Here is a 20763-nt window from a genome sequence, read left to right as displayed (position 1 = left end):
GATTACTCGCTGCGCACGGCGAGCAGCGCAGCGAGTTCCGCGGGTGTAGGAAACGCGTTTAGAGTGCCGGTGCGGCTCACCGTGATGGCAGCAGCCTGGCTGGCGTGCCGCAAGGCAAGGGCATCGGGTTGCACACCGCGTAATAGCGAGGATGCAAGCAGCACGGCGAGGAAGGTATCGCCAGCGCCGGTGCTGTCCATCGCTTGCACCGGTGTGGCCGGGCAGAAGAGGCGTTGAGCGTCGGTGATGAGCCAGACACCCGCAGCGCCTTGGGTAATGACCAGCGTGTTAACGCCAGCCGGTTGCAGTAAATCGGCTTCCAGCTGGTTCACCACGGCGATATCGACCAGCGGCCAGAGTTGTGCGAAATCAGGATTGACGGGCGAGGGATTGAATACCGTTTTCAGGCCGTTGGCTTTAGCCCACATGAAAAGGAGGCGGGTTTTCTCAACGGAGAAATTGCCCTGCTGCAGCAAAATATCGCCGGCCTGGGCATCGGCTAAATGAGGCAGCATCTGTTCAATGCTTAAGGCGTCTGCTGCCGCCGTGGTGGTAATAATGGCATTATCGCCATCGCTACTGTTTAAAATAATTGAGGCGTCGCTGTGAGAAGATGAATATTCAGTGGGAAAAAGAGTCAATGTTTCATGTGATATTTTCTCACGCATCCAGCGGCCATTAATATCGTGACCGATGGCCGCAATTAATCGTGTGTCGATACCACAGCGAGAAATAACGATCGCCTGATTAGCGCCTTTGCCGCCAATATCCTGCGACGTTTTCACGCCGTGAATAGACGCGCCTTTTTGCGGCAGATCGCCAATCGACCAGGTTTCATCAACAACAATATTCCCTGCAACATAAATTCGCATGATGGTTCTCGTTAATAAGGTGGAGAAGATGGTTTCTATATCAGCAGGAAAAGTCAGCGCAATTCAAGATATTTTTTCCAGAAAGAAAGCGGTGATTGGTGTGGTGCATTGCGATGCTTTCCCAGGCTCGCCAAAATATCGCGGCAAGCCACTTTCAACAATTATTGAGCGAGCGCTACGCGATGCCGATAATTATATTGCCGGTGGCGTGCACGGTTTAATTGTGGAGAATCACGGCGATATTCCTTTTGCCAAGCCGGAAGATATTGGTCCGGAAACCGCCGCTTTTATGGCGGTGATAACGGAAAAGATTCGTGAACGTTTTGGCGTGCCGCTCGGAATTAACGTGCTGGCCAACGCCGCCATTCCCGCCTTCGCCACCGCCTTAGCGGGCGGCGCGGATTTTGTGCGGGTCAATCAGTGGGCCAACGCCTATATCGCCAACGAAGGCTTTATTGAAGGTGCCGCGGCGAAAGCGCTGCGTTATCGCAGCCAGCTGCGCGCCGAGCATATTAAGGTGTTTGCCGACAGCCACGTCAAACATGGCAGCCACGCCATTGTCGCCGACCGATCGATTCAGGAACTGACGCGCGATGTGGATTTCTTTGAAGCGGATGCGGTAATCGCCACCGGGCAGCGCACCGGCGATAGCGCCACGCTAGACGAGATCGACGAAATCCGTGCCGCCACCGAGCTGCCGCTGCTGGTGGGTTCCGGCGTAACCCCGGCTAACGTGTGTCAGATTCTGGCACGTACTCAGGGCGTGATTGTTGCCAGCACGCTGAAAGTGGATGGCGTGTGGTGGAACGAGGTGGAGCTTGCACGCGTGAAACACTTTATGTCCGTGGCGCAAGCGGCGCTGGAGGAAGCCTGATGAACAGCTTCACTGACCAGCTTTTGCAGCAGCACCCTGCGTTATGGCAGGCGATGCAGCAACATCAGTTTGTGCTAGATATCGAGCGCAACCAGCTACCCGAAACGGCGTTTAAGCGTTATCTGGTGTTTGAAGGCAACTTTGTCGCCACCGCCATCAATATCTTCGCATTGGCAGTGAGTAAAGCGCCCGACATTCGCCAGCAGCGCTGGTTAATCGGCGTACTCAATGCGCTAGTGGATACGCAGATCGCCTGGTTTGAAGAGGTGCTGGCACGGCGCAACATCAATCCGGCGGATTATCCGCATGATGTGCCCGGCGTCACCGCGTTTCGCGATGGCATGTTGCAGGTGGCGCAGCAGGGCAGTTTCGCCGAGATCATCACGCTGATGTTTGGCGCCGAGTGGATGTATTACCACTGGTGCGCACGCGTCAGCGCCCAACCGCTGCTGGATGACGATATCCGTCGCTGGGTCGATATGCATGCTGAAGAGGCGTTTCATCAGCAGGCGCTGTGGCTGAAAACTGAGCTCGACCGCTGTGCACAGGATCTCAGTGAGGCAGAAAAAAACCGCTTATCCCTGCTCTACGGCCAGGTGCTGCAGTGGGAAATCGATTTCCACAGCGCCGCCTATCTCAGCGCTGGGGAGGGAAGATGACGACGTGTTTTATTGAGGCGCGCAACATCTGCAAACGCTTCGGTGCCTTAACGGCACTTAACCAGGTCAATCTCACCATCCATCGCGGCGAAGTGCTGGCGCTGCTCGGCGATAACGGTGCCGGTAAATCCACTTTCACCAAAGTGCTGTCAGGCGCTTACAGCGCCAGCGACGGCGAACTGTGGATTGACGGCCAGGCGGTGAAATTCACCTCGCCGCGCCAGGCATCCGAACACGGCATCGCCACCATTTACCAGGAGCTGGCGTTGGCGGAGAACCTCAGCATTGCTGAAAACGTGTTTCTTGGTCGCGAGCTCAAGCGGCGCGTGCTGGGCATTCCTTTTTTACGCCGACGCGAGATGCGTGAGCAGGTCGATCAGCTGTTAAAGGATCTCGACGCGCATATCTCCGATGCCGAAGCCTCGGTCGGCAGTCTCTCCGGCGGACAGCGCCAGGCGGTGGCGATCTGCCGCGCGCTCAACCTCAACGCGCAGCTGGTGATCATGGATGAGCCAACCGCCGCGCTGGCGGTAGCCGAAACGCAGAAAGTGCTGCAACTAACGCGGCGACTCGCCGAGCGTGGCTGTGCGGTGGTGTTGATCAGCCACAATATCAGCGATGTGTTCGCGGTAGCCGATCGCATGGTGGTGTTCCGCCGTGGACGAAAAATTGCCGAGCGCCGTCACGCCGAAACCTCACCCGATGAAATCGTTTCACTGATTACCGGTGCGCATCCCGATGCGCGCGTGTTTGAGAATCAGTAATTGTTATGCCATTAACCCAGGGGAAATAAACATGCGTCGACTCACTACTGCAGTCTGTTCTCTCTCATTACTGTTTTCAGGTTTTGCCATCGCCGCTGAGAAAGTGGCCTTTGTGCCGCAAATTATCGGTATTCCCTATTTTCAGGCGATGGAAGCGGGCGGTAAACGCGCGGCCAGCGATCTGGGCGTCGAGTTTGTCTATAGCGGTCCGGTAGATACCAATCCGATGGATCAACTGCAGATCGTGCAGAACCTGATTGCGCAGAAGGTCAACGCGATCGGCATCAGCGTGCTCGATGCTTCCAGCATCGCGCCGGTGCTGGCGCAGGCGAAAGCGAATAATGTGCACTTGTTTACCAGCGACAGCGATGCGCCTGACAGCGGACGCCCGGTGTATGTCGCACAGGCTACCGATCAAGGTTTGGGCGAAACCATCATTGATGAAATGGTCAAACGCGTCGGCGATCGTGGCAAGATCGGCATCGTGTCCGGTGAAGCCACGGCCTCTAACCTCAACAGCTGGATTGGTTTTATGCAGCAGCGGGTGAAAAGCAAATACCCCAACATCACCTTGCTAAAACCGCAGTATGCCGGCGGCTCGGCCAGCCGCGCGGCACAGATCGCCACCGATTTAATGTCAGCTAATCCGGATATTAAAGGCCTGATCGCCATGGCATCGACCACCTGTCCGGGCGTGGCGCAGGCGATTGAGACCGCCGGTAAAAAAGGCAAGGTCATCGGCAGCGGTTTCTGCAGCCCGAACACCGCGCGCGCCTATCTGAAAAGCGGAGCCTTTGGTTACACCGTGCTGTGGGATCCGGAAAAACTCGGCTATCTCACGGTGTGGGCCGGTAAACAGCTGATTGATGGTAAAGCCTTCAGCGCCGAAAACCGCGTGCCGGGCTTCGCCGAGCCGGTGAAGTTTGACAGCAAAACCGGCGTACTGCTGCTGGGATCGCCGGCGGTATTTACCAAAGAGAATGTCGATCAGTTCAAATTCTAATGGGGATGCGCATGCATATGACTTCACGGGAGATCGCCTTGCTGGCGATTGCCCTGTTCGCCAGCGCCGGCTTCTTCTGGTTCTCACCCTGGTTCGCCACGCTCGATAACCTGCTTACCATCCTGCGCAACAGCAGCGAGCTGCTGTTAATTGCGCTGGGTATGACGCTGGTGATCGCCATGGGCGGCGTGGATGTTTCTGTCGGCGTGGTGATGGGCGTAGCGGCGTGGGCGGTTGGCCAATTGCTGCTGGCCAACTCGCCGTGGCTGGCGGCGCTGGCGGGGCCGTTACTTGGATTGGGGCTGGGTTTAATCACCGCGCTGGTGGTGGTGATGGGCCGCATTCCGGCGATTGTCGGCACGCTCGGTTTGTTCGGCGTGTGGCGCACCGGGCTGTTTGCGCTGCTGGGTGGACAGTGGTTATCCGGGCTGCCCGGCAACCTGAGCAGCGGCTTAATGCACGCCTTTTTGGGCGTACCGGTAATGGCGTGGATCATCGTGTTGGTGTGGGCCAGCGTATGGCTGATGCTGCGCCACACACCGTACGGTTTGTGGCTATTGGCGGCAGGCAGCTCTGAGGAAAAAGCCCGGCTGGCGGGCATTCCGGTCACTCAGGTGCGCATCGCTACCTTCATGATCAGCGGTTTGCTGTGTGGCATAGCGGCAACCTGCTATATCGCCACCTATCGCAATGTCGAAATGACGGTGGGCGGCAGTCTGGCGCTGGAAGCCATCGCCGCAGTGGTGCTGGGCGGCACGCGCATTACCGGCGGCTCCTGCAGTTTATTGGGCACACTGCTCGGTGTGTTGCTGCTGCGCATTCTGCAAAACGGTTTGCTGCTGGTGGGGATTCCATCGCTGTGGCAAACGGTGGTGACCGGCGCAGTGCTGCTTATCGTATTGAGCAGTGAAGCGGCGAGTGGGCGAGTGTTGGCATTCAGGAGGATCGCATGACCTTGTGGCGCAAATCTCCCGACTTAACCTTGCTGAGCGCGCTATGGCTGCTGTTGGCCATCGGTATCGTGCTGGTGTTGCCGCAAATGCTGGCTTCCTGGTCGATCACCTCGATCCTGCAGTTCGCCACGTTGCTGTCACTGGTGGCGCTCGGCCAATCGTTAGTGGTGATGACCGGTGGCGGCGGCATCGATCTCTCGGTGGGCGGCAACGTTTCGCTCTCGGCGGTGATCGGCATGCTGGCGCTCGATCAGGGCATTAATCCGCTTTGGCTGCCGCTGATTTGCCTGATAACCGGCACGCTAGCGGGTGCGCTCAACGGCTGGCTGATCGCGCGGCTGCGTCTTTGGCCGCTGATCGTCACGCTGGGCAGCTTCTATCTGTTTTCCGGACTGGCGCTGGCGCTGACCGGCGGCGCCGCGCTTGCCGGTGTTCCAACGGCGTTAACCCAATGGGGGCGCGGCACGCAGTTCTTCATCCCACTACCGTTTCTCACCTGCGTCATTCCGGCTTTCCTTATTGCCTGGCTGATTCTGAGCAAAAGCGCGTGGGGGAAATGGATTTACGCCTGTGGCTTCAATGAACACGCCACGCGCTTAGTCGGCATTCCTGTCGATCGTCTGCGCTTGCTCGCCTACTGCCTGAGCGGCTTGCTGGCGGGCTGCGCAGGATTCGTCTCGCTGACCTGGTTAGGCAGTGCGCGTCCGGAAATTGGCGTCAATCTGGAACTCGAATCCCTTACCGCGGCTCTGCTCGGCGGCGTGGCGATCTTTGGCGGGCGCGGCAGCGTGATCGGCGTATTAGCCGCCGCGCTGATGCTGGTGACGATCAAAACCTGCATGTTACAGCTGGGGTTAAACAGCGTCTGGCAACTGGGCGTGGTGGGCATTTTGTTGATTATGGTGTTGATGGCACAACGACTTTTTATCTATCGGAGATAACCAATGAATCTGACCGAACACATTAGCGCGCACGTTGATGCGAGCGCAGAACGCATCGCGCAAACCCTGTGCGATCTGCTGGCGTTTCCCTCTATCGTGAAAGTTGATCCGCGTGAAGCCGGACCGGGCGAGCGCGATTGCCAGCTTTATCTGCAGCAACGTCTTGCATCGCTAGGCATGGAGACCGATTTATGGGATCCCGACGGCCCAGCCCTGTACGCCAAATATCAGGGCCGACCGGGCGCCAATAAGGGCCGCACCTTTGAAGGCCGACCTAATCTCGGCGGCACGCTAGCGGGCGCGGGCGGCGGCAAATCGCTGATGCTCACCGGCCACATTGATGTGGTCCCGCCAGGCCCGCCGGAACATTGGCACACCGATCCCTTCGTGCCGCAGATCAAAAACGCGGCGGTTTATGGTCGCGGCGCAGTAGATATGAAAGGGGGCGTCGCCTGCATGTTGATGGCGGTGGAGCTGTTGCAGGATCTCAATATTCGTCTGGCGGGCGACGTGGTATTTACCACCGTGGTCGATGAAGAGATTGGCGGCATGGGCTCGCTGGCGATGGTCGATCGCGGATTTAAAGCCGATGCCGGCATCATGACCGAGCCGACCGCCAACCGTATTTCACCAATTTGCCATGGCATTCTGTGGGGCCGCATTATCCTCGACGGCATTGGCGGCCACGCCGAACTCACGCCAAACAGCTGGGACAGCAGCGGTCCGGTTGATGCGGTGATGCTGTGTCGGCAGATGCTGGATGGCCTCGATGTGCTCAATCGCCGCTGGCAGACGCAGCCGAGCAAAAATCATCCGCTGATGGAACTGCCCAACCAGATTATCGTGACGCAGCTGAAAGTCGGTGAACACCCGGCCTCGATAGCCGGGCGCGCAGAGATTGTCATTGATGTGCAGTATCTGCCAGCCGAGAAGGATGAGATGGGGCTGGGCGGCCACGTTAAAAAAGAGATTGAAGCGCACGTTGCCAGGGTTTGCGCGCTCGATCCCTATCTGGCAAAGCATCCGGCTAAAATCGAGTGGATTCTGGATGCCGATTGTGCAGAAATCGCGGCGGAGCATCCGTTTGTTACCACCTTCCAGCAGGGCGTGACCGATGCGGCACTGAATCCGCAGCTGGCGGGGTTCGGCGCGCACAGCGATATTGGTTTGCCAAGTACGCTGGGCCAGACGCCAACAGTGAACTTTGGCCCGGGCGATCCGGCGATGTCGCACCAGCCCAACGAACACGTACCGATTGCCGATCTGGTGGCGTGCACCAAGGCGATTGCGTTGACGTTAGTGCGCTGGTGTGGCGTGGCATCGTAGGCTCGCCATCAGGGACGCCTCTTAACAGAAAGGGCGGATTTGCCCACGGAAGTGAAGATGGCGTCATCCTGCGGCGTGTGGATGCGACCGCACAGTACGTTGCGTAGGTGACGTTGTAACGGATGGTGGCGCGTTAAGGCGTGATTGCCGATGCTCTCCACCATCAGCTGCACGCTGCGAATGGCGTTTTCGGTCACCACCTGTTTGATTTGTGCGGCATGTCCACTGGCGATGTGGCCGTGTGCGGCGCTGCTCAGCAGGGTTTGATTGGTGAACAGCAGTGTATCGATGCGACCCACCAGCTCATGAAAGCGCGGCAGTGAAGCCAGTGGCGCGCCCAGATTGGCAGGCGCCCGCTGCTGTAAAAAGGTGATAAACCAGTCACGCGCGCTCTGCGCAATCGCGTCGTACAGCGAGCCGAGCAGCACCGCCATCCACAGCGCTTCCTCTTCATTCAGGCCGGCTCGCGGCTCGCTCCACGGCGCCACGTTAACCGCGTGGTCAAGCGGGATCAGCACGTCATCCAGCACCACGCGATGGCTGCAGGTGCCCCGCATGCCGAGGTGATCCCACTCATCGATAATCGTAATGCCAGGCGCGTGGGCGGGCACCAGATAGCCGCCGACCAGCGGATCGGCATCATCGCTGCTGGCCCAAACCAGCATCCAGCTCAGCCCATAGCTGCCGGTGGAGTAAATCTTCTCGCCGCTGATGCGCCAGCCCTCAGATGTGCGGCGGGCGCGGGTGGCGGGCAATCCGCCGCGCGCCGGCGTGCCCAACTCGGGTTCGACGCGCAGTGCATTGATCAACGCACCTTCAGCAATCACGCTCGCCGCCACTTTGCGCCGTATTGCTTCCGGCCAGCTTGAGGTGTCGTCGAGGCGACGTATATGGAGGTACTGCATGATGAGGATTAGCGCGGCGGAAGGTTCACCGCGTGCCACCGCCTGCACAATCGTCTGGCAATCAATCAGGTTTCCGCCGCCACCACCTAATTCAAGCGGCAATGCAAAATGCAGCAAACCCTGTTGCTGCAATACGCTGAATGCCGCTTTAGGGAATTCGCCGCTGCGATCAACCTGTTCGGCATCTTTTTCTAACGCGCGGGTTACCACCGGCAATATTTCAGCCAGGAACGGCAGGTTATTTGCCATGCGTAATTAATTCCTCTGTGCAATAAGCGTTAATTGTTTACTTTTCCTTTGTGGCTGTAAAAGCAATAAAGCGGGTATAGACATGCGTAATCGGCATAATTGCGCCGCCGTTTGAGGTGTTAATTTGCAATGGCTGTTTCTGCGTATCGCATTAATTAGGGTTAACCCTTCACCTGCATATTTTTTTTCGGAGTTATTTAATGCCAAATAATTATTTACTTTCGCGTCGGCATTTTCTGGGATATTCCGCTGCGGCGGCGATGGCGGCAACCTTACCGGGAAGGGCGTTTGCCGAGGATCATATGGCGGGCATGCCGATGCCGGGCGATTTACTCAAGGATGGCCCAGGTAAATGGGCGCTGGCAAAACCGACGCACGTGCGCCTTGCGGTCAATCTCAATGCCATTTGCCTCGCACCGGTTGTGGTGGCCGATCAGCATAACTTCTTCAAAGCACACAATCTGGAAGTGGAGTTCGTTAACTTCGGCAACTCAACCGAGCTGCTGCTGGAATCGATTGCCACCGGCAAAGCGGAAGCGGCAATTGGCATGGCGCTGCGCTGGCTCAAAGCGCTGGAGCAGGGCTTTGACGTTAAACTCACCGCCGGTACGCACGGCGGCTGTATGCGTCTGCTGGCGCGCGATGGCGGTCCAACCACGCTGGAGCAGTTGAAGGGCAAAACTATCGGTGTCACCGACATGGCTGGCGCAGATAAAAACTTCTTTTCGCTGATGCTGAAAAAGCACGGCGTCGATCCCAATAGCGATGTCGACTGGCGCGTATTCCCGCAGGATTTGCTGCCAATGGTACTGGAGAAGGGCGAAATTCAGGCCGCCAGCGGCTCCGATCCGGTGATGTGGCGTTTGACGCAGAAGCCGGGCTATCGCGAGATTGGCACTAACTTAATGGACGAATACGCCAAACTGAGCTGCTGCGTGGTAGGCACGCGCGGCAGCCTGATTCGCGAGCAGCCAGAAGTGGCCGCCGCCATTACTCACGCCATTCTGCAGGCGCATGCCTATGCGGCGGCGCATCCGGAAGCGATTGGCAGCGAGTTTAACGGCCATGCGCTGAACACCACGCCACAAGAGATCGCCAGCGTGTTGAAAACCCATACGCATGGGCATTACTCGGTGGGCAATGCGTTTGTGAATGAGATCGACGTCTATGCGCGGGATTTGAAGGCGATCAACGTGTTACGACCGGAGACCGATCCGTTGTTGTTTGCCAAAGGGATCACCAGTAACGTGCTGGCTTAATGGGTAAACCAGGTCGGCATGAATGCCGTAATGCTCGTCAGTTAAGCAGCGTACTGGCTCCGCGGGGGTTCCGCCCGCTAAGCGTATGGCAGTTTCAGAATGTGTGAAGCCGGCGGCCGGGCTAAGGTCCGAAGGCGCGGACCTTAGCAATCCGCGCCTGCGCCGTCCTCGCTGTTCCCTCGCTTATCACTCCGGCCTGACGGACCGCGCGGATTCGCCATCCCTGGCTCATGCCGCGCTTTCGCCGACGTCGTGTCGGCTCATCCTGGCCGTCACTCTGCGCTCGGCGCTGCGGATAGCGCCCAACACCATCGCCTGGCATTACCGCATCTGATTTGAAATTTTGCAGGCTGAAGATTCTGGGTTACCGGGTCGCCATGAATGGCGACCCTACAGGCGTTACAGCGATGACGAGTCAGTAAGACGCATTGATGCTGCAGCGTGGGGGGTGAGGCGACATCCCAGCCCGCTGAGCGAGTGAGGGATTCCAGGGCGAGCCGCAGGGATGCGGCGAGAGGCGGCGCTGAGCAGGAGCGAATCGCCGCCGGTCCGTCAGGAATCGCGATTGAGTGAAGGCACCGCGTAGCGGCGGGATGGGCTGGCGCAGGGCCGGGGAGTGAAGAGGGCGTGGCCCAGACGCCCTCTTCTCGGTCGCCGCACGGCGTAGATGAAACTGCCTCAGCCGATGGCGAACGAAAGTCGCTCAGCGCTTAACTGATCGGCATTACGGCATGAATGCCGACCCAACGAGATTGTAGAGTGCGCATTCATGCGCACCTCGACGTTCAGGCAATTTTTCTCGATGTCTGCACGGCGCTCGCCAGCTTGAGCGATTCGGCCGGCACCTGATGCGCAAACAGCTGGGTGGTCAGATAACTGCTGCCGCCATCTGCCAGCAACACCACAATGCGCTTGCCATGATTCTCCGGCCGTGCCGCCACCTGTTGCGCTGCCCACAGCACCGCACCGGATGAATCGCCCACCAGCACACCTTCGCTTAGCGCCAGCTGCCGTGCGGCGGCGTAAGCCTGCCAGGTCTCCACCGCGATCACCTCATCGTAAACGCGATGATCGAGATTGGCGGGAATGCGTTCCGGCGTCTGATTACTGAAGGCATGAACGCCGGTGATCTCCAGCGGATCGGGACGCAGTTCGCTGGGCTGTGAGCCGACGCCCGGTTCCACCGCAATCACCTGCAAACCCGGATGCTGCTGTTTAAGGTAGCGCCCGGTACCGGATAGCGTGCCGCCGGTGCCAACCGCGGCGATAAAAATATCCAGCTCGCCACCGCTGTCGCGCCAGATTTCCGGCCCGGTGGTGCGCTCGTGTACCGCCGGATTGGCGGGATTATCCAACTGCAGCAGGAAATGCACCTCCGGCTCTGCGGCGGTGACTTGCTCGGCCAGCCATTTAGTGGCGGCGACGAAATCGCCGTTGCTGGCATCGTAAAACGCTTTGAAACCTTCGATGGTGCTGAATGGCACCACTTCCGCACCGTAGGCCTGAATGATCTGGCTGCGTTCGATGCTGACAAAATCATTGATATAGACGCGAAATTTGTAGCCTTTGGCCGCGGCAATTGCAGCCAGGCCAATACCGGTATTACCGCTGGTGGTTTCTACCAGCGTATCGCCAGGCTGGATGATGCCGTTGCGTTCGGCAGCTTCAATCATGCTGAGGGCGATGCGATCTTTTACGCTGTGATTGGGGTTAAACAGCTCCAGCTTGGCGACCAAATCGGCCTGGATCGCCTGCTGCTGCGCATAACGCGACAGGCGCAACAGTGGCGTGTTGCCAATCAGTTCAGTGATAGAAGCAGAAATTTTTGCAGCCATAATCGACCTCGGCAATGGATGATTTGAACCGAATATCTGCGCGATAAATCGCGCCGCTACGAATGCATGCACATACCGTAGCGGCGCAATTTATTGCGCAATGTGTGTTGTTACCATTTCACCGCGCTGCGCTGCCACGACAGCAGCCGGTCGCGAACCAGGAACAGCAGGGAGATTAGCGAGGAGAAGAGCAGCGCCATCACTATCAGCGCGGCATACATGTTGGCGTAGGCCGCCCAGCCTTGCGCCCACTGCAGATACCAACCCAGTCCGGATTTCACCCCCATCATTTCCGCTGCCACCAGCACCGAGAACGAGGCGCCCAGCCCCATAAACAGGCCGACAAACAGGTGCGGCAGCGCCGCAGGAACGGCTACACGCAGCACGAGAAACAGCGAATTAGCACCTAGCGTGCGCGCCACGTCGTAATAACGGGTATCAACGCTGGAGACGCCGGACCAGGTGAGCACCGTTACCGGGAACCAGGTGGCGAGCGCGATCAGGAATACCGCCGCAGAGAAGCTTGACGGGAAGAAGTAGAGCGACAGCGGCAGCAGCGCGGTAGAGGGAACCGGGCCAAGAAACCGCAGAATCGGATGTACCCAATATCCCAGCCCGCGCGACCAGCCAATCGCCACGCCCGTCACAAAGCCCACCACGCTGCCGTAGATAAAGCCGAAAGCCAGCAGGCGCAGCGAATTCAACACGCTATCGAGCAGGCGCGGCCAATCGGTGGCGTAGGCCTCCACCAGCGCACGCGGCGGGGCGAAAAACGGCGCTGGCAGCAGCGCCAGTTTGCCCGTCACGATTTCCCACAGACCGATCAACAGCGCCAGTACAATCAGCCACGGTCCGCTGCGCTTGAGCGGTGCCAGCAGCGTCAGGCGTGGAAACAGGCTGGAGGCGATGGCCAGCACGCTGAGCAACAGCGCAATGCCGGCAAACAGCTCATGTGTCTCATTAACAAAGCGCGGGGCGGCAAAACCCTGCGGCTTATCCGGCACCGCCACCATCAGCGCTACCAGCGCCCACCACAGCAGCAGCGCGCCCCACACCGCCGGTTGAATACGGCGCGGCTCGTCACGGTTGCGGGTAATCGTCAGGGTTTCACTGGCCATCATCGTCTCCTTAGCTCGACATATTGCTCATGTGCGCCATGTTGCTGGCGTGCTGATGGCCGGATTCCGCTGGCAGCAGCTCCGGCACATAGTGCTCGGCGAAGCGCTGCGCATCGGTATCCGGGCGGATCACATTGATTTTCTTCAACTCATCGATGTATACCGCCACCTCTTTGCGCAGCTGCGCTCCGGTGGAATGGTGGCTATGGGTATGCTCTTTCAACATCGCGGCAATATCCTCAACCGCCACGGAGCCCGGCACAAACGGCTGGAAGATTTTCGCCGTCTCTTCCGGGTGCTCGGCGGTCCACTGCTGCGCATCGACGATCGCCTGCGTGATGGCGCGCGCGGTAGCCGGATCGTCACGCACCAGCGAGCCGCGCAGACCCAGCACGCAGCAGGTGAGGTTGGCGTATTCGCCTTTTAGGTTGTTATCCACCTCCACCAGATCATGCTGCTTCTTCAGCAGCCAGCCCTGCGGGTCATCGGTGGCCAGCGCCTGTACTTCGCCTTTGCGCAGCGCTTCGCCAAACAGATCGGGCGGATATTGCAGCCAGTTCACCTGCTTATCGGGATCGATGCCCTGTTTCGCCAGCTGGATGGCAAAGAAGTTGCGGATCGGGCTAGCCTGATCGCTGACCGCCACCGATTTACCCACCAAATCTTTCACATCACGAATACCGCTGTTTTGCGGCGCGAGCAAACGCATGCAGCCGCCGTGGGTGCCGACCGTGAGGTCAACATCAAAGCCTTGCTCCAGCGGCTTCAGCCAGCGCAGCGCCATACCAATACCGCCATCGGCTTGTCCGGTGGCAATCGCCTGCAGCAGCGCATCCGTTGGGCCGCTGAAGTTCACTGGTTCAACATTCAGGCCGTACTTTTTAAAGAAACCTTGCTTCAGCGCTACCGAAATCGGTGACTGACACACCGCCGTTTGTCCCCATGCCAGCTTGATAGTTTTGAGGGGTTTGTCGTCGGCAAATACCCTGCTGCTCAGCAAAGGATTGACCGCTACACCGGCACTGAAAAGACCCAACCCGCGTAATAACGCGCGTCGGCTCAGAGAGAATTGTTGAAATGCCATCCTGTCTTCCTTGTAGATAAAGTTCACAGGCACTATGGCAAAGGTGCTAAGCGCGACCAAATAACAATCCCGCATGACAACATGCAGTTTTTCATTATGAGTATTTGCGGATAAGTTTGCCGAAATGGCTATTTCGAGGTGTGGCATGTGCGGCTTATGCTTTATTTCTTAGCTTATTTTGCTGGAGCGGAAATATGACCCATACCACGGCGGGCGTTAATATCGCAATTGAGAAAGTTAATCATCACTTTACGTTAGAAGGCGAAGATTTGCCGGTGCTGGAGAATATTAATCTGCAGGTGAAAGCCGGTGAATTTGTCGCGCTGTTGGGGCCTTCCGGCTGTGGCAAATCGACGCTGCTGCGTCTGCTGGCAGGGCTGGAACCGCCAGCCAGCGGCTTACTGGCGGAAGAGGGCAAGGCGATCACCGCACCCGATCCGTCGCGCGTGGTGGTGTTTCAGGATCCGACGCTCTATCCGTGGCGCACTGTGTATGACAACGTCGGTCTCGGCCTGCAGATTCGCGGTGAAAGCCGTCCGGTGCGTGAACAGCGTATCAACGCGATGCTCGATCGCGTGGGGCTGAAACAGTTTGCGCGCGCCTGGCCGCATCAACTCTCCGGCGGCATGGCGCAGCGTGCGGCACTGGCGCGCGCGCTGGTTAACGTGCCGCGATTGCTGATTCTCGATGAACCGCTGGGTAAGCTTGATTCACTCACGCGGTTGCGCATGCAGCAGGAGATTGTTGACCTGTGGCAGGAGCAGCAGTTCACCACGCTGATGGTGACGCACGATGTGGAAGAGGCGCTGGTGATGGCTAATCGCGTGGTAGTGTTCAGCCCACGTCCGGCAAAAGTGGTGGATGTAATTGATGTTGATCTGCCGTGGCCGCGTCGGCGTGACGATCCGCAGCTGGTGGCACTGCGCAGCCGGATTCTGGATTTGCTGGGGGCGGATCGGGTGGCGGCTTGATACAAAGAGCCTTTATTGTAGCGGCGCAATTTATTGCGCGATAAATCGCGCCGCTACGGCATGTGCGGTATTGGACTACTTTAACTCAGTCTGCTCCGGCAAGTGCTGATAATATCGTCCTTAGCCTGATATTCACTGGTCTGTACTCCCGTCAATCCCAGCAGGGTGGAGAACAGGTTATCTTGTGAAAAGCTTTGGTGCGCCGCTTGCTGGTCAACACAGGCTTTGCTGACGCCATAGCGCTGTTGATAGTCTGGCGACAGCCACATCAGCATCGGCACATGTTTCTGCACATCCGGCGCAATGGCATACGGCATACCGTGCAAATAGGCGCCATTTTCGCCTAACGACTCCCCGTGGTCGGAGAGGTAGACCAGGCTGGTGGTATATTCATCCTGATGCGCTTTAAGCACCTTAATCGCTTTGTCGACAATATAATCGATATACAGAATGGTATTGTCGTAAGTGTTAACCAGCTGCTCTTGCGAACAATCCTGAATTTGATTGGTATCGCAGGTCGGAGTGAATTTTCTAAACTGTGGCGGATAACGATTGAAATATGTCGGTCCGTGGCTGCCAATAGTGTGCAATACGATCACGCCATTGCCTTTGAGATGTTTAATATAGTCCTCAATACCGTGGAATAACACCTCGTCATAACACTCACCGTCATGGCACATATTCGGCAGATTCAGGCTGGTCATATCCTGATGCGGGACACGATCGCAGGCGCCTTTACAGCCACCGTCGTTATCATTCCACAGCACCTGCACACCGGCACGCTGGATAATATCGAGCAAGCCTTCCTGATGATCGGCAAGCTGATCGTCATAATGGCTGCGCGGCATATTGGAGAACATGCACGGCAACGAAACCGCCGTGGCGGTGCCGCAGGACTGCGTGTTGGGAAAATAGGAAACCGCGTCCTTAGCCAGCAACGGCGTGGTCTCCCGCGCATAACCATTTAGCTGAAAATTCACCGCGCGCGTGGTTTCACCCACCACCAAAATGGTGAGATTTTTCTTTGGTCCAATCAACATCGCGGGTTGTTGCTTTGCGTCTAAACCAATCTTCACCAGCGGCAAATTGGCGGTGCGGCTGTGGTTATACCAGGAGATCGACGCCACAATGGCGTTCGACGGACTGAGTGATTTAATCAGCTCTTTTTGATTACGAAATAGCGAGGCGTAATCTTTATAGAAAAACATGGCCACTAAGCAGATACAAATAATCGATACCAGCATCGACGCGGCTCGTTTAGCATAACTTTTCCACAATGGTGTTCCATTATTAATACGCAGCCAAAAAGCCAACACGGCGACCAATAAGCCGCTGCAGCCCAACGTAATAATCAGTTTGGGTGACAATAACGCAAAGGATTCAGAAGCGGTGGTATCGAGAATATTCACGATCATCGAGCGGTCGATGACAATGCCGAAGCTCCAGATAAAATATTGAGCGGAAGCCGCCACCAATACGAATAACGCCAGAACAATGCGGTCGAGCCAGACCAATGAGGCAAGCGTTGCAATAATATTGATAACGCTAAATGCCACTAGCGGCATTGAGACGAACACCAACATCGTGCGTAGATTATCGAGCGGCATGGCGTCAATAACCTGACGGTAAAAGGCGATGTTCAGAAACAGCGCAATATAGATCGAAAACAGCGTAATAAAAGTTAGCCGACTTACCGTCGGTCTTTTAGACAGCGAAAACGTCATGGGTTTATCCGAATAGGTAGAGAAGGCGAGAGCTTAATAAACCAAGGTTAAGTGAACCTTAATTAAGGCAAAGCATTGACGCTCGACTTAACAGACGGGCGTGCTACCAGGAGAACCAGACGGTAACAAAACTCACTACGGCAAATACGCTGACAGCAACAGCCAGATATTCGCTAAACGGGCGGGACATCATCGATTTCATGGAAAATTTCCTCTTTAGTTGAGGCTATTTTCAGTGCTGAAGATTAAGTGATCCTTAGCGTGAGGCGAATAAATCCCTTTAAGAGCTATAGTGATCGGCAGCGACAGTTTATCGACCCTCATCGCCGCCTACTTAGCTACCGCCGTTTATTCAACGCTCGGGCAGCGCTAACGTTCGGACTCAAATTGCCGTGGCGAACAGCAGTTCGCGCAACCAACGATGCCCAGCATCGCGGTGTGTGCGTTCGTGCCACGCTACGGTTTTAGTGAAGCCCTGAATCGCCAGCGGCGGTGCGCACACTTTTAAACCCGCGTGATGCTGCGCCAAACGACGTGGCACCACGCTAATCAGATCGCTGACGCGCAAAATTTCGGGCAACACCAGGAAACTGCATACCGAAAGCGTGACGCGCCGCGAACGTCCGATTGCCGCCAGGGCTTGATCGGTGACGCCGTGAAAATTGCCGCCGAGATACGAGACCAGCGCGTGATCCTGTGCACAGAAGTCGTCCAGCGTAAGGGTTTCCTGTTGCGCCAGCGGATGGTCATCACGCATCAGACACACATACTCTTCATCATATAACGCGCGGGCATGCAGGTCGGGCGGCGCGCTATCGGGCGTGATTAAGGCGATATCCACCGTTCCGCGTTCAAACTGCAGCGCTAACTGCTCATTATTCACCGGCAAAACCGCCACACGTATGCCCGGTGCCTGCTGACGCAACGCCGCCATAAACGGCACAACCACCGCCCGCAGGGCGTAATCGGTGGCCGCGATATTGATGGTCATCTGTGCCGTTGCCGGATCAAACTGCTTTGGCTGCAGCAGCTCACTGACGTCGGTCAAAATAGTTTTCACCGGCAGCGCCAGCTCCAGCGCGCGCAGCGTCGGCACAATACCGCGCTGGGTGCGGGTAAACAGCGGATCGTCAAAACATTCCCGTAAACGCGTCAACATGCCGCTGACGGCAGGCTGCGTGAGTGACAGACGCTCTGCCGCACGCGTGACGTTGCGCTCGTCCAGCAGGGCATCAAGCGCTTTCAATAAGTTGAGATCCAACGTACGCAAATCGGTTTTCATGTTAATTCACCAACAGCCGGGAAGGTGTGCAGCATAACCTTGTTCAGTTATCACGATAAGTAATATCAGAAATAAAAAATGGCGATTGGCCTTATTTCTTTCGCAGCGGAATACTGCATCCGTCCGCTACCGACGGCGGTGGCTCATCGAACAACATGAGAACGTATCAATGAAAATGAACGCGATTAACTGGCCGGAAGGCTTCGTACCCGGTTTTACTGACAATTACTGCTCGAATGAAGTGATCGTTGCTGGCCTGACCACCCGTGAAATCTGGCCGCTGCTCAACACGCCGGCACTGTGGCCGACCTACTACAAGAACTCAGCGAACGCGCGTTTTTATGACAACAAAGGCCCGGAGCTGGCGCAGGGCGCACGCTTTTACTTTGAAACCTTTGGCTTTCCGGTGGAAGCGTTGGTTACCGAGTTGGTTGCGCCTGCTGCGGGTGAACCGGCGCGCGTTTCCTGGCACGGTTGGGCAGGCGAGCCGGGCAGCGATGATCGTTTGGACGTGCTGCATGCGTGGCTGATTGAAGATCTTTCCGATAACCGGGTGCGCATTCTTACCCAGGAAACGCAAAATGGAAAACCGGCTGTTGAGCTGGCAAAAGCGCAGCCTAATCCGATGATAAATGGTCATCAGGATTGGCTGGATGGTTTGGTCGCTGCGGCAAAAGTCCGTCAGTAATGTATTAAAGCCGATTAGACAGATTTGGAATCAGCATAATACTCAATTTGTAAAGGCGCGATTTAACGCGTGTTGTTTAAGGGCGCGCAATAAATTACGCCGCTACGGTGAGTACAAACGTGGCGTAGCCTTTAAACAGTTGCATCGTGCTAGCGATTAAACAACGTTGCGAATAAATAATAAGCGGCAGACATTAGGTGTGCTGCTTATTTGTACGTCACTTCGATGATTTTAAAATTATTTACTGTTTTGACAATTACGGTGCCCAGTTGATAAGGCAACGTTTGTGTTTGTCTGTTGAATGCAATCGTGCGCACTTTGTTAATACCTTCGCGATTACAAGTAACTGACGTACGTTGTTGCAGCGTGGACGTGGTACAGGCGGGTTCAACAATGGCACCGCTGAAGTTAATCGTTCCACCCTCGGCCATCGCCGTTTGCAGCATCACAAGGCCTGACAATACAACCAGGATTTTTAACATATGACATCCTCCAAATACCTTTAAGGATTTTCGTCCTCGTATGGTTAAACTTTAGAGGATAAGAAATGGAGTTAAGAAAAATCTTGGTTTTATTTTTGTAATTACATGAAGTACACAACCTTCAGGCTTGGAAGTCACTGCTGAAAGGTGATTGCCACGCCTCATACATGCGTTTAAAGGGTGAGGGATGTTGAGTACTCTCCGCGCAGCAGCCCAAACAGCCAGTCGTTATGCCACGCATTTCTCAGCCAGTAGCTTTCCCGCAGTTCCCCCTCCAATACGAAGCCAACTTTTTCTAGCAGTCGACGTGAGGGCATATTGCCTGCGGTAACGGTTGCAGTAAGCCGCCGGATGCCGCCGTCCTTAAACGCATAGTCACACAGCGCGATTAGCGACTCATACGCATAGCCTTTGCCTTGCGCTTCGGGCGCGAACAGAAAGCCGACCTCGGCGCAGTCGCTGTCGCGATGAATATAGCCGCTAACGCCGATGCGATTGCCCGACTGTTTTTCACGAACTATCAGGCACAGCCAATGTTCGCTCTGGGGCGACCAAAGCGGCAATCTTGCTGAAAAATCTGCGAGAATTTTTTCTTCGGATTTTTGGTCCGCGACGTAGTGCATGACCTGTGGCGCTAGCTGTAGCTCTCGGTAGAAAGCCCAGTCGGCTTCCTCGAGTTGCGCGTAGGTGAGTCTGGTGGTTTCGAGATGCAATCGGCTGGTCAATGTTCACCTGCATAAATCCGACAAGGAAGATGAAGGTATTTTAGAACGCACGTAACGTAGCGGCGCAATTTATTGCGCAATATCTGGATGGGCACGGAGTCGCGACTAATACACGCGATAAATCGCGCCGCTACAAATATGTGCAATCATTCTGTAGCGGTGCAATAAATTGCGCTGATCTTTACTGCTGAAACCTTAACGCCACGCCAAACGCCTGTTCAGCACCGACAATAATCGCGGACTCCTCTTCGCGGAACGGTACGTCGCCAAGTAGCAGGCTCGCTTTCACCTTGCGCAAATCAGTAGTGCGCAAGGTTAATCCGGCCATGCGCGCGCTGCCGTCGTAATCGAGCGGTAAACTGGCAAAGCGCTGGGTGACGTACTCCGCGGCGGCAAAGCGCACCGTCGCCACGCCGGCTTTCAACACAAACGCGCCCTCCTGACAGGCAGTAAGCTTATCGGCGCCAAACAAACGGCTGTAAGGCTGTGCGGCGGCGGCGGGATCCTGTGCAACCACCACAAACTCAACGATATCGCTTACGCCATTAGGATGGATGCGCCACGCGTCCTGCCATACCGAATCTGGCGTGTCGTGCTGGCAAAAGAAGCTGCGGCCATTGGCAACCAGCGACGGACGCAGCCGCACGGTGCGGAAACGCGCTTCCTGCTCGCTGCCATCCGGCAAGGTCACCGGACGGAAAAAGCTTGCCGGTTGATCGCCGTCGATATCCTGGCTCTCCAGATAGCGCCACACCGCATCGGCATCCTCGGTTTTCCACACTAAACCGCTCAGGCCAATCGGCGACTGCCACAAATCCTGGCGCAGATTGCCGCGCCCGGCTTCAAAACCTAATAACTCCAGATAGTTATCACCGAAGATCGCCAGGTGATTGCTGGAACCGAGCGAATGATGGCCGCGCTCGGTGAGCTGAAAACCCAGACGGCGAAACAGCGCGCTGGCGTCGTCTAGCTGGTCAGCAACATTGATCACCACATGGTCGAGACGGGGAACCGGTACAGGAATCGCCATCGCTTTTTTCCTTGCTCTT

General features: G+C 56.5%; 20 protein-coding genes. 10 read left to right on the top strand and 10 right to left on the bottom strand.

Annotated features, from left to right (window positions below):
• Positions 1-2 precede the first annotated feature (2 nt).
• Positions 3-872 carry a PfkB family carbohydrate kinase gene (locus WFL93_RS06660; RefSeq protein WP_336777604.1) on the bottom strand — a complete coding sequence of 290 codons (870 nt, stop codon included), beginning with the start codon at positions 870-872 and terminating at the stop codon, positions 3-5.
• Between the two features lie 28 nt (positions 873-900).
• Here WFL93_RS06660 and WFL93_RS06655 point away from each other — a divergent pair, with 28 nt between their 5' ends.
• From WFL93_RS06655 to WFL93_RS06625, 7 genes are read left to right on the top strand one after another with little or no spacing between them, the layout of a single operon-like run.
• Positions 901-1746: a BtpA/SgcQ family protein gene (locus WFL93_RS06655; RefSeq protein WP_007889997.1), complete on the top strand. Its 846-nt coding sequence runs from the start codon at positions 901-903 to the stop codon at positions 1744-1746.
• A complete protein-coding gene (locus tag WFL93_RS06650) occupies positions 1746-2405 on the top strand; it encodes a TenA family protein (RefSeq protein WP_336777603.1) in 660 nt (219 codons plus the stop codon). Before WFL93_RS06655 ends, WFL93_RS06650 begins: the two co-directional genes overlap by 1 nt.
• Positions 2402-3169 (top strand): ATP-binding cassette domain-containing protein, encoded by a 768-nt coding sequence (locus WFL93_RS06645; RefSeq protein ID WP_007889987.1) that lies wholly within the window; start codon positions 2402-2404, stop codon positions 3167-3169. Before WFL93_RS06650 ends, WFL93_RS06645 begins: the two co-directional genes overlap by 4 nt.
• A gap of 31 nt (positions 3170-3200) precedes the next feature.
• Positions 3201-4172 carry an autoinducer 2 ABC transporter substrate-binding protein gene (locus WFL93_RS06640; RefSeq protein ID WP_336777602.1) on the top strand — a complete coding sequence of 324 codons (972 nt, stop codon included), beginning with the start codon at positions 3201-3203 and terminating at the stop codon, positions 4170-4172.
• 11 nt (positions 4173-4183) lie between these two features.
• Positions 4184-5125 carry an ABC transporter permease gene (locus tag WFL93_RS06635; RefSeq protein WP_336777601.1) on the top strand — a complete coding sequence of 314 codons (942 nt, stop codon included), beginning with the start codon at positions 4184-4186 and terminating at the stop codon, positions 5123-5125.
• Entirely contained in the window at positions 5122-6066 is a 945-nt protein-coding gene (locus WFL93_RS06630; RefSeq protein WP_336777600.1) for an ABC transporter permease, read from the top strand. The genes WFL93_RS06635 and WFL93_RS06630 overlap by 4 nt, the downstream gene beginning before the upstream one ends.
• A gap of 3 nt (positions 6067-6069) precedes the next feature.
• Positions 6070-7392: a M20 family metallopeptidase gene (locus tag WFL93_RS06625; RefSeq protein ID WP_336777599.1), complete on the top strand. Its 1323-nt coding sequence runs from the start codon at positions 6070-6072 to the stop codon at positions 7390-7392.
• An 8-nt stretch (positions 7393-7400) separates the two neighbouring features.
• Here WFL93_RS06625 and WFL93_RS06620 read toward each other — a convergent pair whose 3' ends face one another.
• On the bottom strand, positions 7401-8546 hold the full coding sequence (locus tag WFL93_RS06620) for an acyl-CoA dehydrogenase family protein (RefSeq protein ID WP_336777598.1): 1146 nt from the start codon (positions 8544-8546) through the stop codon (positions 7401-7403).
• Positions 8547-8746: 200 nt separating this feature from the next.
• Here WFL93_RS06620 and WFL93_RS06615 point away from each other — a divergent pair, with 200 nt between their 5' ends.
• On the top strand, positions 8747-9805 hold the full coding sequence (locus WFL93_RS06615) for an ABC transporter substrate-binding protein (RefSeq protein ID WP_336777597.1): 1059 nt from the start codon (positions 8747-8749) through the stop codon (positions 9803-9805).
• Between the two features lie 785 nt (positions 9806-10590).
• Here the strand turns inward: WFL93_RS06615 and WFL93_RS06610 are convergent.
• The 3 genes from WFL93_RS06610 to WFL93_RS06600 form a co-directional block, all read right to left on the bottom strand.
• Positions 10591-11640: a PLP-dependent cysteine synthase family protein gene (locus WFL93_RS06610; RefSeq protein ID WP_180823934.1), complete on the bottom strand. Its 1050-nt coding sequence runs from the start codon at positions 11638-11640 to the stop codon at positions 10591-10593.
• A 110-nt stretch (positions 11641-11750) separates the two neighbouring features.
• Entirely contained in the window at positions 11751-12758 is a 1008-nt protein-coding gene (locus tag WFL93_RS06605; RefSeq protein ID WP_152929155.1) for an ABC transporter permease, read from the bottom strand.
• 10 nt (positions 12759-12768) lie between these two features.
• Positions 12769-13842 carry an ABC transporter substrate-binding protein gene (locus tag WFL93_RS06600; protein WP_049853336.1) on the bottom strand — a complete coding sequence of 358 codons (1074 nt, stop codon included), beginning with the start codon at positions 13840-13842 and terminating at the stop codon, positions 12769-12771.
• Positions 13843-14036: 194 nt separating this feature from the next.
• Here WFL93_RS06600 and WFL93_RS06595 point away from each other — a divergent pair, with 194 nt between their 5' ends.
• Positions 14037-14813 (top strand): ABC transporter ATP-binding protein, encoded by a 777-nt coding sequence (locus tag WFL93_RS06595; RefSeq protein ID WP_336777596.1) that lies wholly within the window; start codon positions 14037-14039, stop codon positions 14811-14813.
• 80 nt (positions 14814-14893) lie between these two features.
• Here WFL93_RS06595 and eptA read toward each other — a convergent pair whose 3' ends face one another.
• Together eptA and WFL93_RS06585 are read right to left on the bottom strand one after the other, a co-directional pair.
• Positions 14894-16537 (bottom strand): phosphoethanolamine transferase EptA, encoded by a 1644-nt coding sequence (eptA, locus tag WFL93_RS06590; RefSeq protein ID WP_336777595.1) that lies wholly within the window; start codon positions 16535-16537, stop codon positions 14894-14896.
• Positions 16538-16919: 382 nt separating this feature from the next.
• On the bottom strand, positions 16920-17819 hold the full coding sequence (locus WFL93_RS06585) for a LysR family transcriptional regulator (protein ID WP_336777594.1): 900 nt from the start codon (positions 17817-17819) through the stop codon (positions 16920-16922).
• 175 nt (positions 17820-17994) lie between these two features.
• Between WFL93_RS06585 and WFL93_RS06580 the strand changes: the two genes are divergently transcribed.
• The gene (locus tag WFL93_RS06580) at positions 17995-18507 is read left to right on the top strand and encodes an SRPBCC domain-containing protein (protein WP_336777961.1); all 513 of its coding nucleotides are present in this window, start codon (positions 17995-17997) and stop codon (positions 18505-18507) included.
• 206 nt (positions 18508-18713) lie between these two features.
• On the opposite strand, the gene WFL93_RS06575 is transcribed toward WFL93_RS06580, so the two are convergent.
• The 3 genes from WFL93_RS06575 to WFL93_RS06565 all read right to left on the bottom strand — a co-directional run bounded on the left by WFL93_RS06575 (position 18714) and on the right by WFL93_RS06565 (position 20744).
• Positions 18714-18989: a hypothetical protein gene (locus tag WFL93_RS06575; protein ID WP_336777593.1), complete on the bottom strand. Its 276-nt coding sequence runs from the start codon at positions 18987-18989 to the stop codon at positions 18714-18716.
• Positions 18990-19162: 173 nt separating this feature from the next.
• Positions 19163-19714 (bottom strand): GNAT family N-acetyltransferase, encoded by a 552-nt coding sequence (locus tag WFL93_RS06570; protein WP_336777592.1) that lies wholly within the window; start codon positions 19712-19714, stop codon positions 19163-19165.
• A gap of 181 nt (positions 19715-19895) precedes the next feature.
• Positions 19896-20744 carry a VOC family protein gene (locus WFL93_RS06565; RefSeq protein ID WP_336777591.1) on the bottom strand — a complete coding sequence of 283 codons (849 nt, stop codon included), beginning with the start codon at positions 20742-20744 and terminating at the stop codon, positions 19896-19898.
• Positions 20745-20763: the final 19 nt, after the last annotated feature.

The organism is Pantoea sp. USHLN256, assembly GCF_037149875.1.
Taxonomy (GTDB): domain Bacteria; phylum Pseudomonadota; class Gammaproteobacteria; order Enterobacterales; family Enterobacteriaceae; genus Pantoea; species Pantoea nemavictus.
Note: the sequence above shows the minus strand (reverse complement) of the source record. Positions and strands in the feature narration are given on the sequence as shown.

Coding starts and splice junctions, on each gene's coding strand:
- WFL93_RS06660 (WP_336777604.1), bottom strand. CDS start 872: ATGCGAATTTATGTTGCAGGGAATATTGTTGTTGATGAAACCTGGTCG.
- WFL93_RS06655 (WP_007889997.1), top strand. CDS start 901: ATGGTTTCTATATCAGCAGGAAAAGTCAGCGCAATTCAAGATATTTTT.
- WFL93_RS06650 (WP_336777603.1), top strand. CDS start 1,746: ATGAACAGCTTCACTGACCAGCTTTTGCAGCAGCACCCTGCGTTATGG.
- WFL93_RS06645 (WP_007889987.1), top strand. CDS start 2,402: ATGACGACGTGTTTTATTGAGGCGCGCAACATCTGCAAACGCTTCGGT.
- WFL93_RS06640 (WP_336777602.1), top strand. CDS start 3,201: ATGCGTCGACTCACTACTGCAGTCTGTTCTCTCTCATTACTGTTTTCA.
- WFL93_RS06635 (WP_336777601.1), top strand. CDS start 4,184: ATGCATATGACTTCACGGGAGATCGCCTTGCTGGCGATTGCCCTGTTC.
- WFL93_RS06630 (WP_336777600.1), top strand. CDS start 5,122: ATGACCTTGTGGCGCAAATCTCCCGACTTAACCTTGCTGAGCGCGCTA.
- WFL93_RS06625 (WP_336777599.1), top strand. CDS start 6,070: ATGAATCTGACCGAACACATTAGCGCGCACGTTGATGCGAGCGCAGAA.
- WFL93_RS06620 (WP_336777598.1), bottom strand. CDS start 8,546: ATGGCAAATAACCTGCCGTTCCTGGCTGAAATATTGCCGGTGGTAACC.
- WFL93_RS06615 (WP_336777597.1), top strand. CDS start 8,747: ATGCCAAATAATTATTTACTTTCGCGTCGGCATTTTCTGGGATATTCC.
- WFL93_RS06610 (WP_180823934.1), bottom strand. CDS start 11,640: ATGGCTGCAAAAATTTCTGCTTCTATCACTGAACTGATTGGCAACACG.
- WFL93_RS06605 (WP_152929155.1), bottom strand. CDS start 12,758: ATGGCCAGTGAAACCCTGACGATTACCCGCAACCGTGACGAGCCGCGC.
- WFL93_RS06600 (WP_049853336.1), bottom strand. CDS start 13,842: ATGGCATTTCAACAATTCTCTCTGAGCCGACGCGCGTTATTACGCGGG.
- WFL93_RS06595 (WP_336777596.1), top strand. CDS start 14,037: ATGACCCATACCACGGCGGGCGTTAATATCGCAATTGAGAAAGTTAAT.
- eptA (WP_336777595.1), bottom strand. CDS start 16,537: ATGACGTTTTCGCTGTCTAAAAGACCGACGGTAAGTCGGCTAACTTTT.
- WFL93_RS06585 (WP_336777594.1), bottom strand. CDS start 17,819: ATGAAAACCGATTTGCGTACGTTGGATCTCAACTTATTGAAAGCGCTT.
- WFL93_RS06580 (WP_336777961.1), top strand. CDS start 17,995: ATGAACGCGATTAACTGGCCGGAAGGCTTCGTACCCGGTTTTACTGAC.
- WFL93_RS06575 (WP_336777593.1), bottom strand. CDS start 18,989: ATGTTAAAAATCCTGGTTGTATTGTCAGGCCTTGTGATGCTGCAAACG.
- WFL93_RS06565 (WP_336777591.1), bottom strand. CDS start 20,744: ATGGCGATTCCTGTACCGGTTCCCCGTCTCGACCATGTGGTGATCAAT.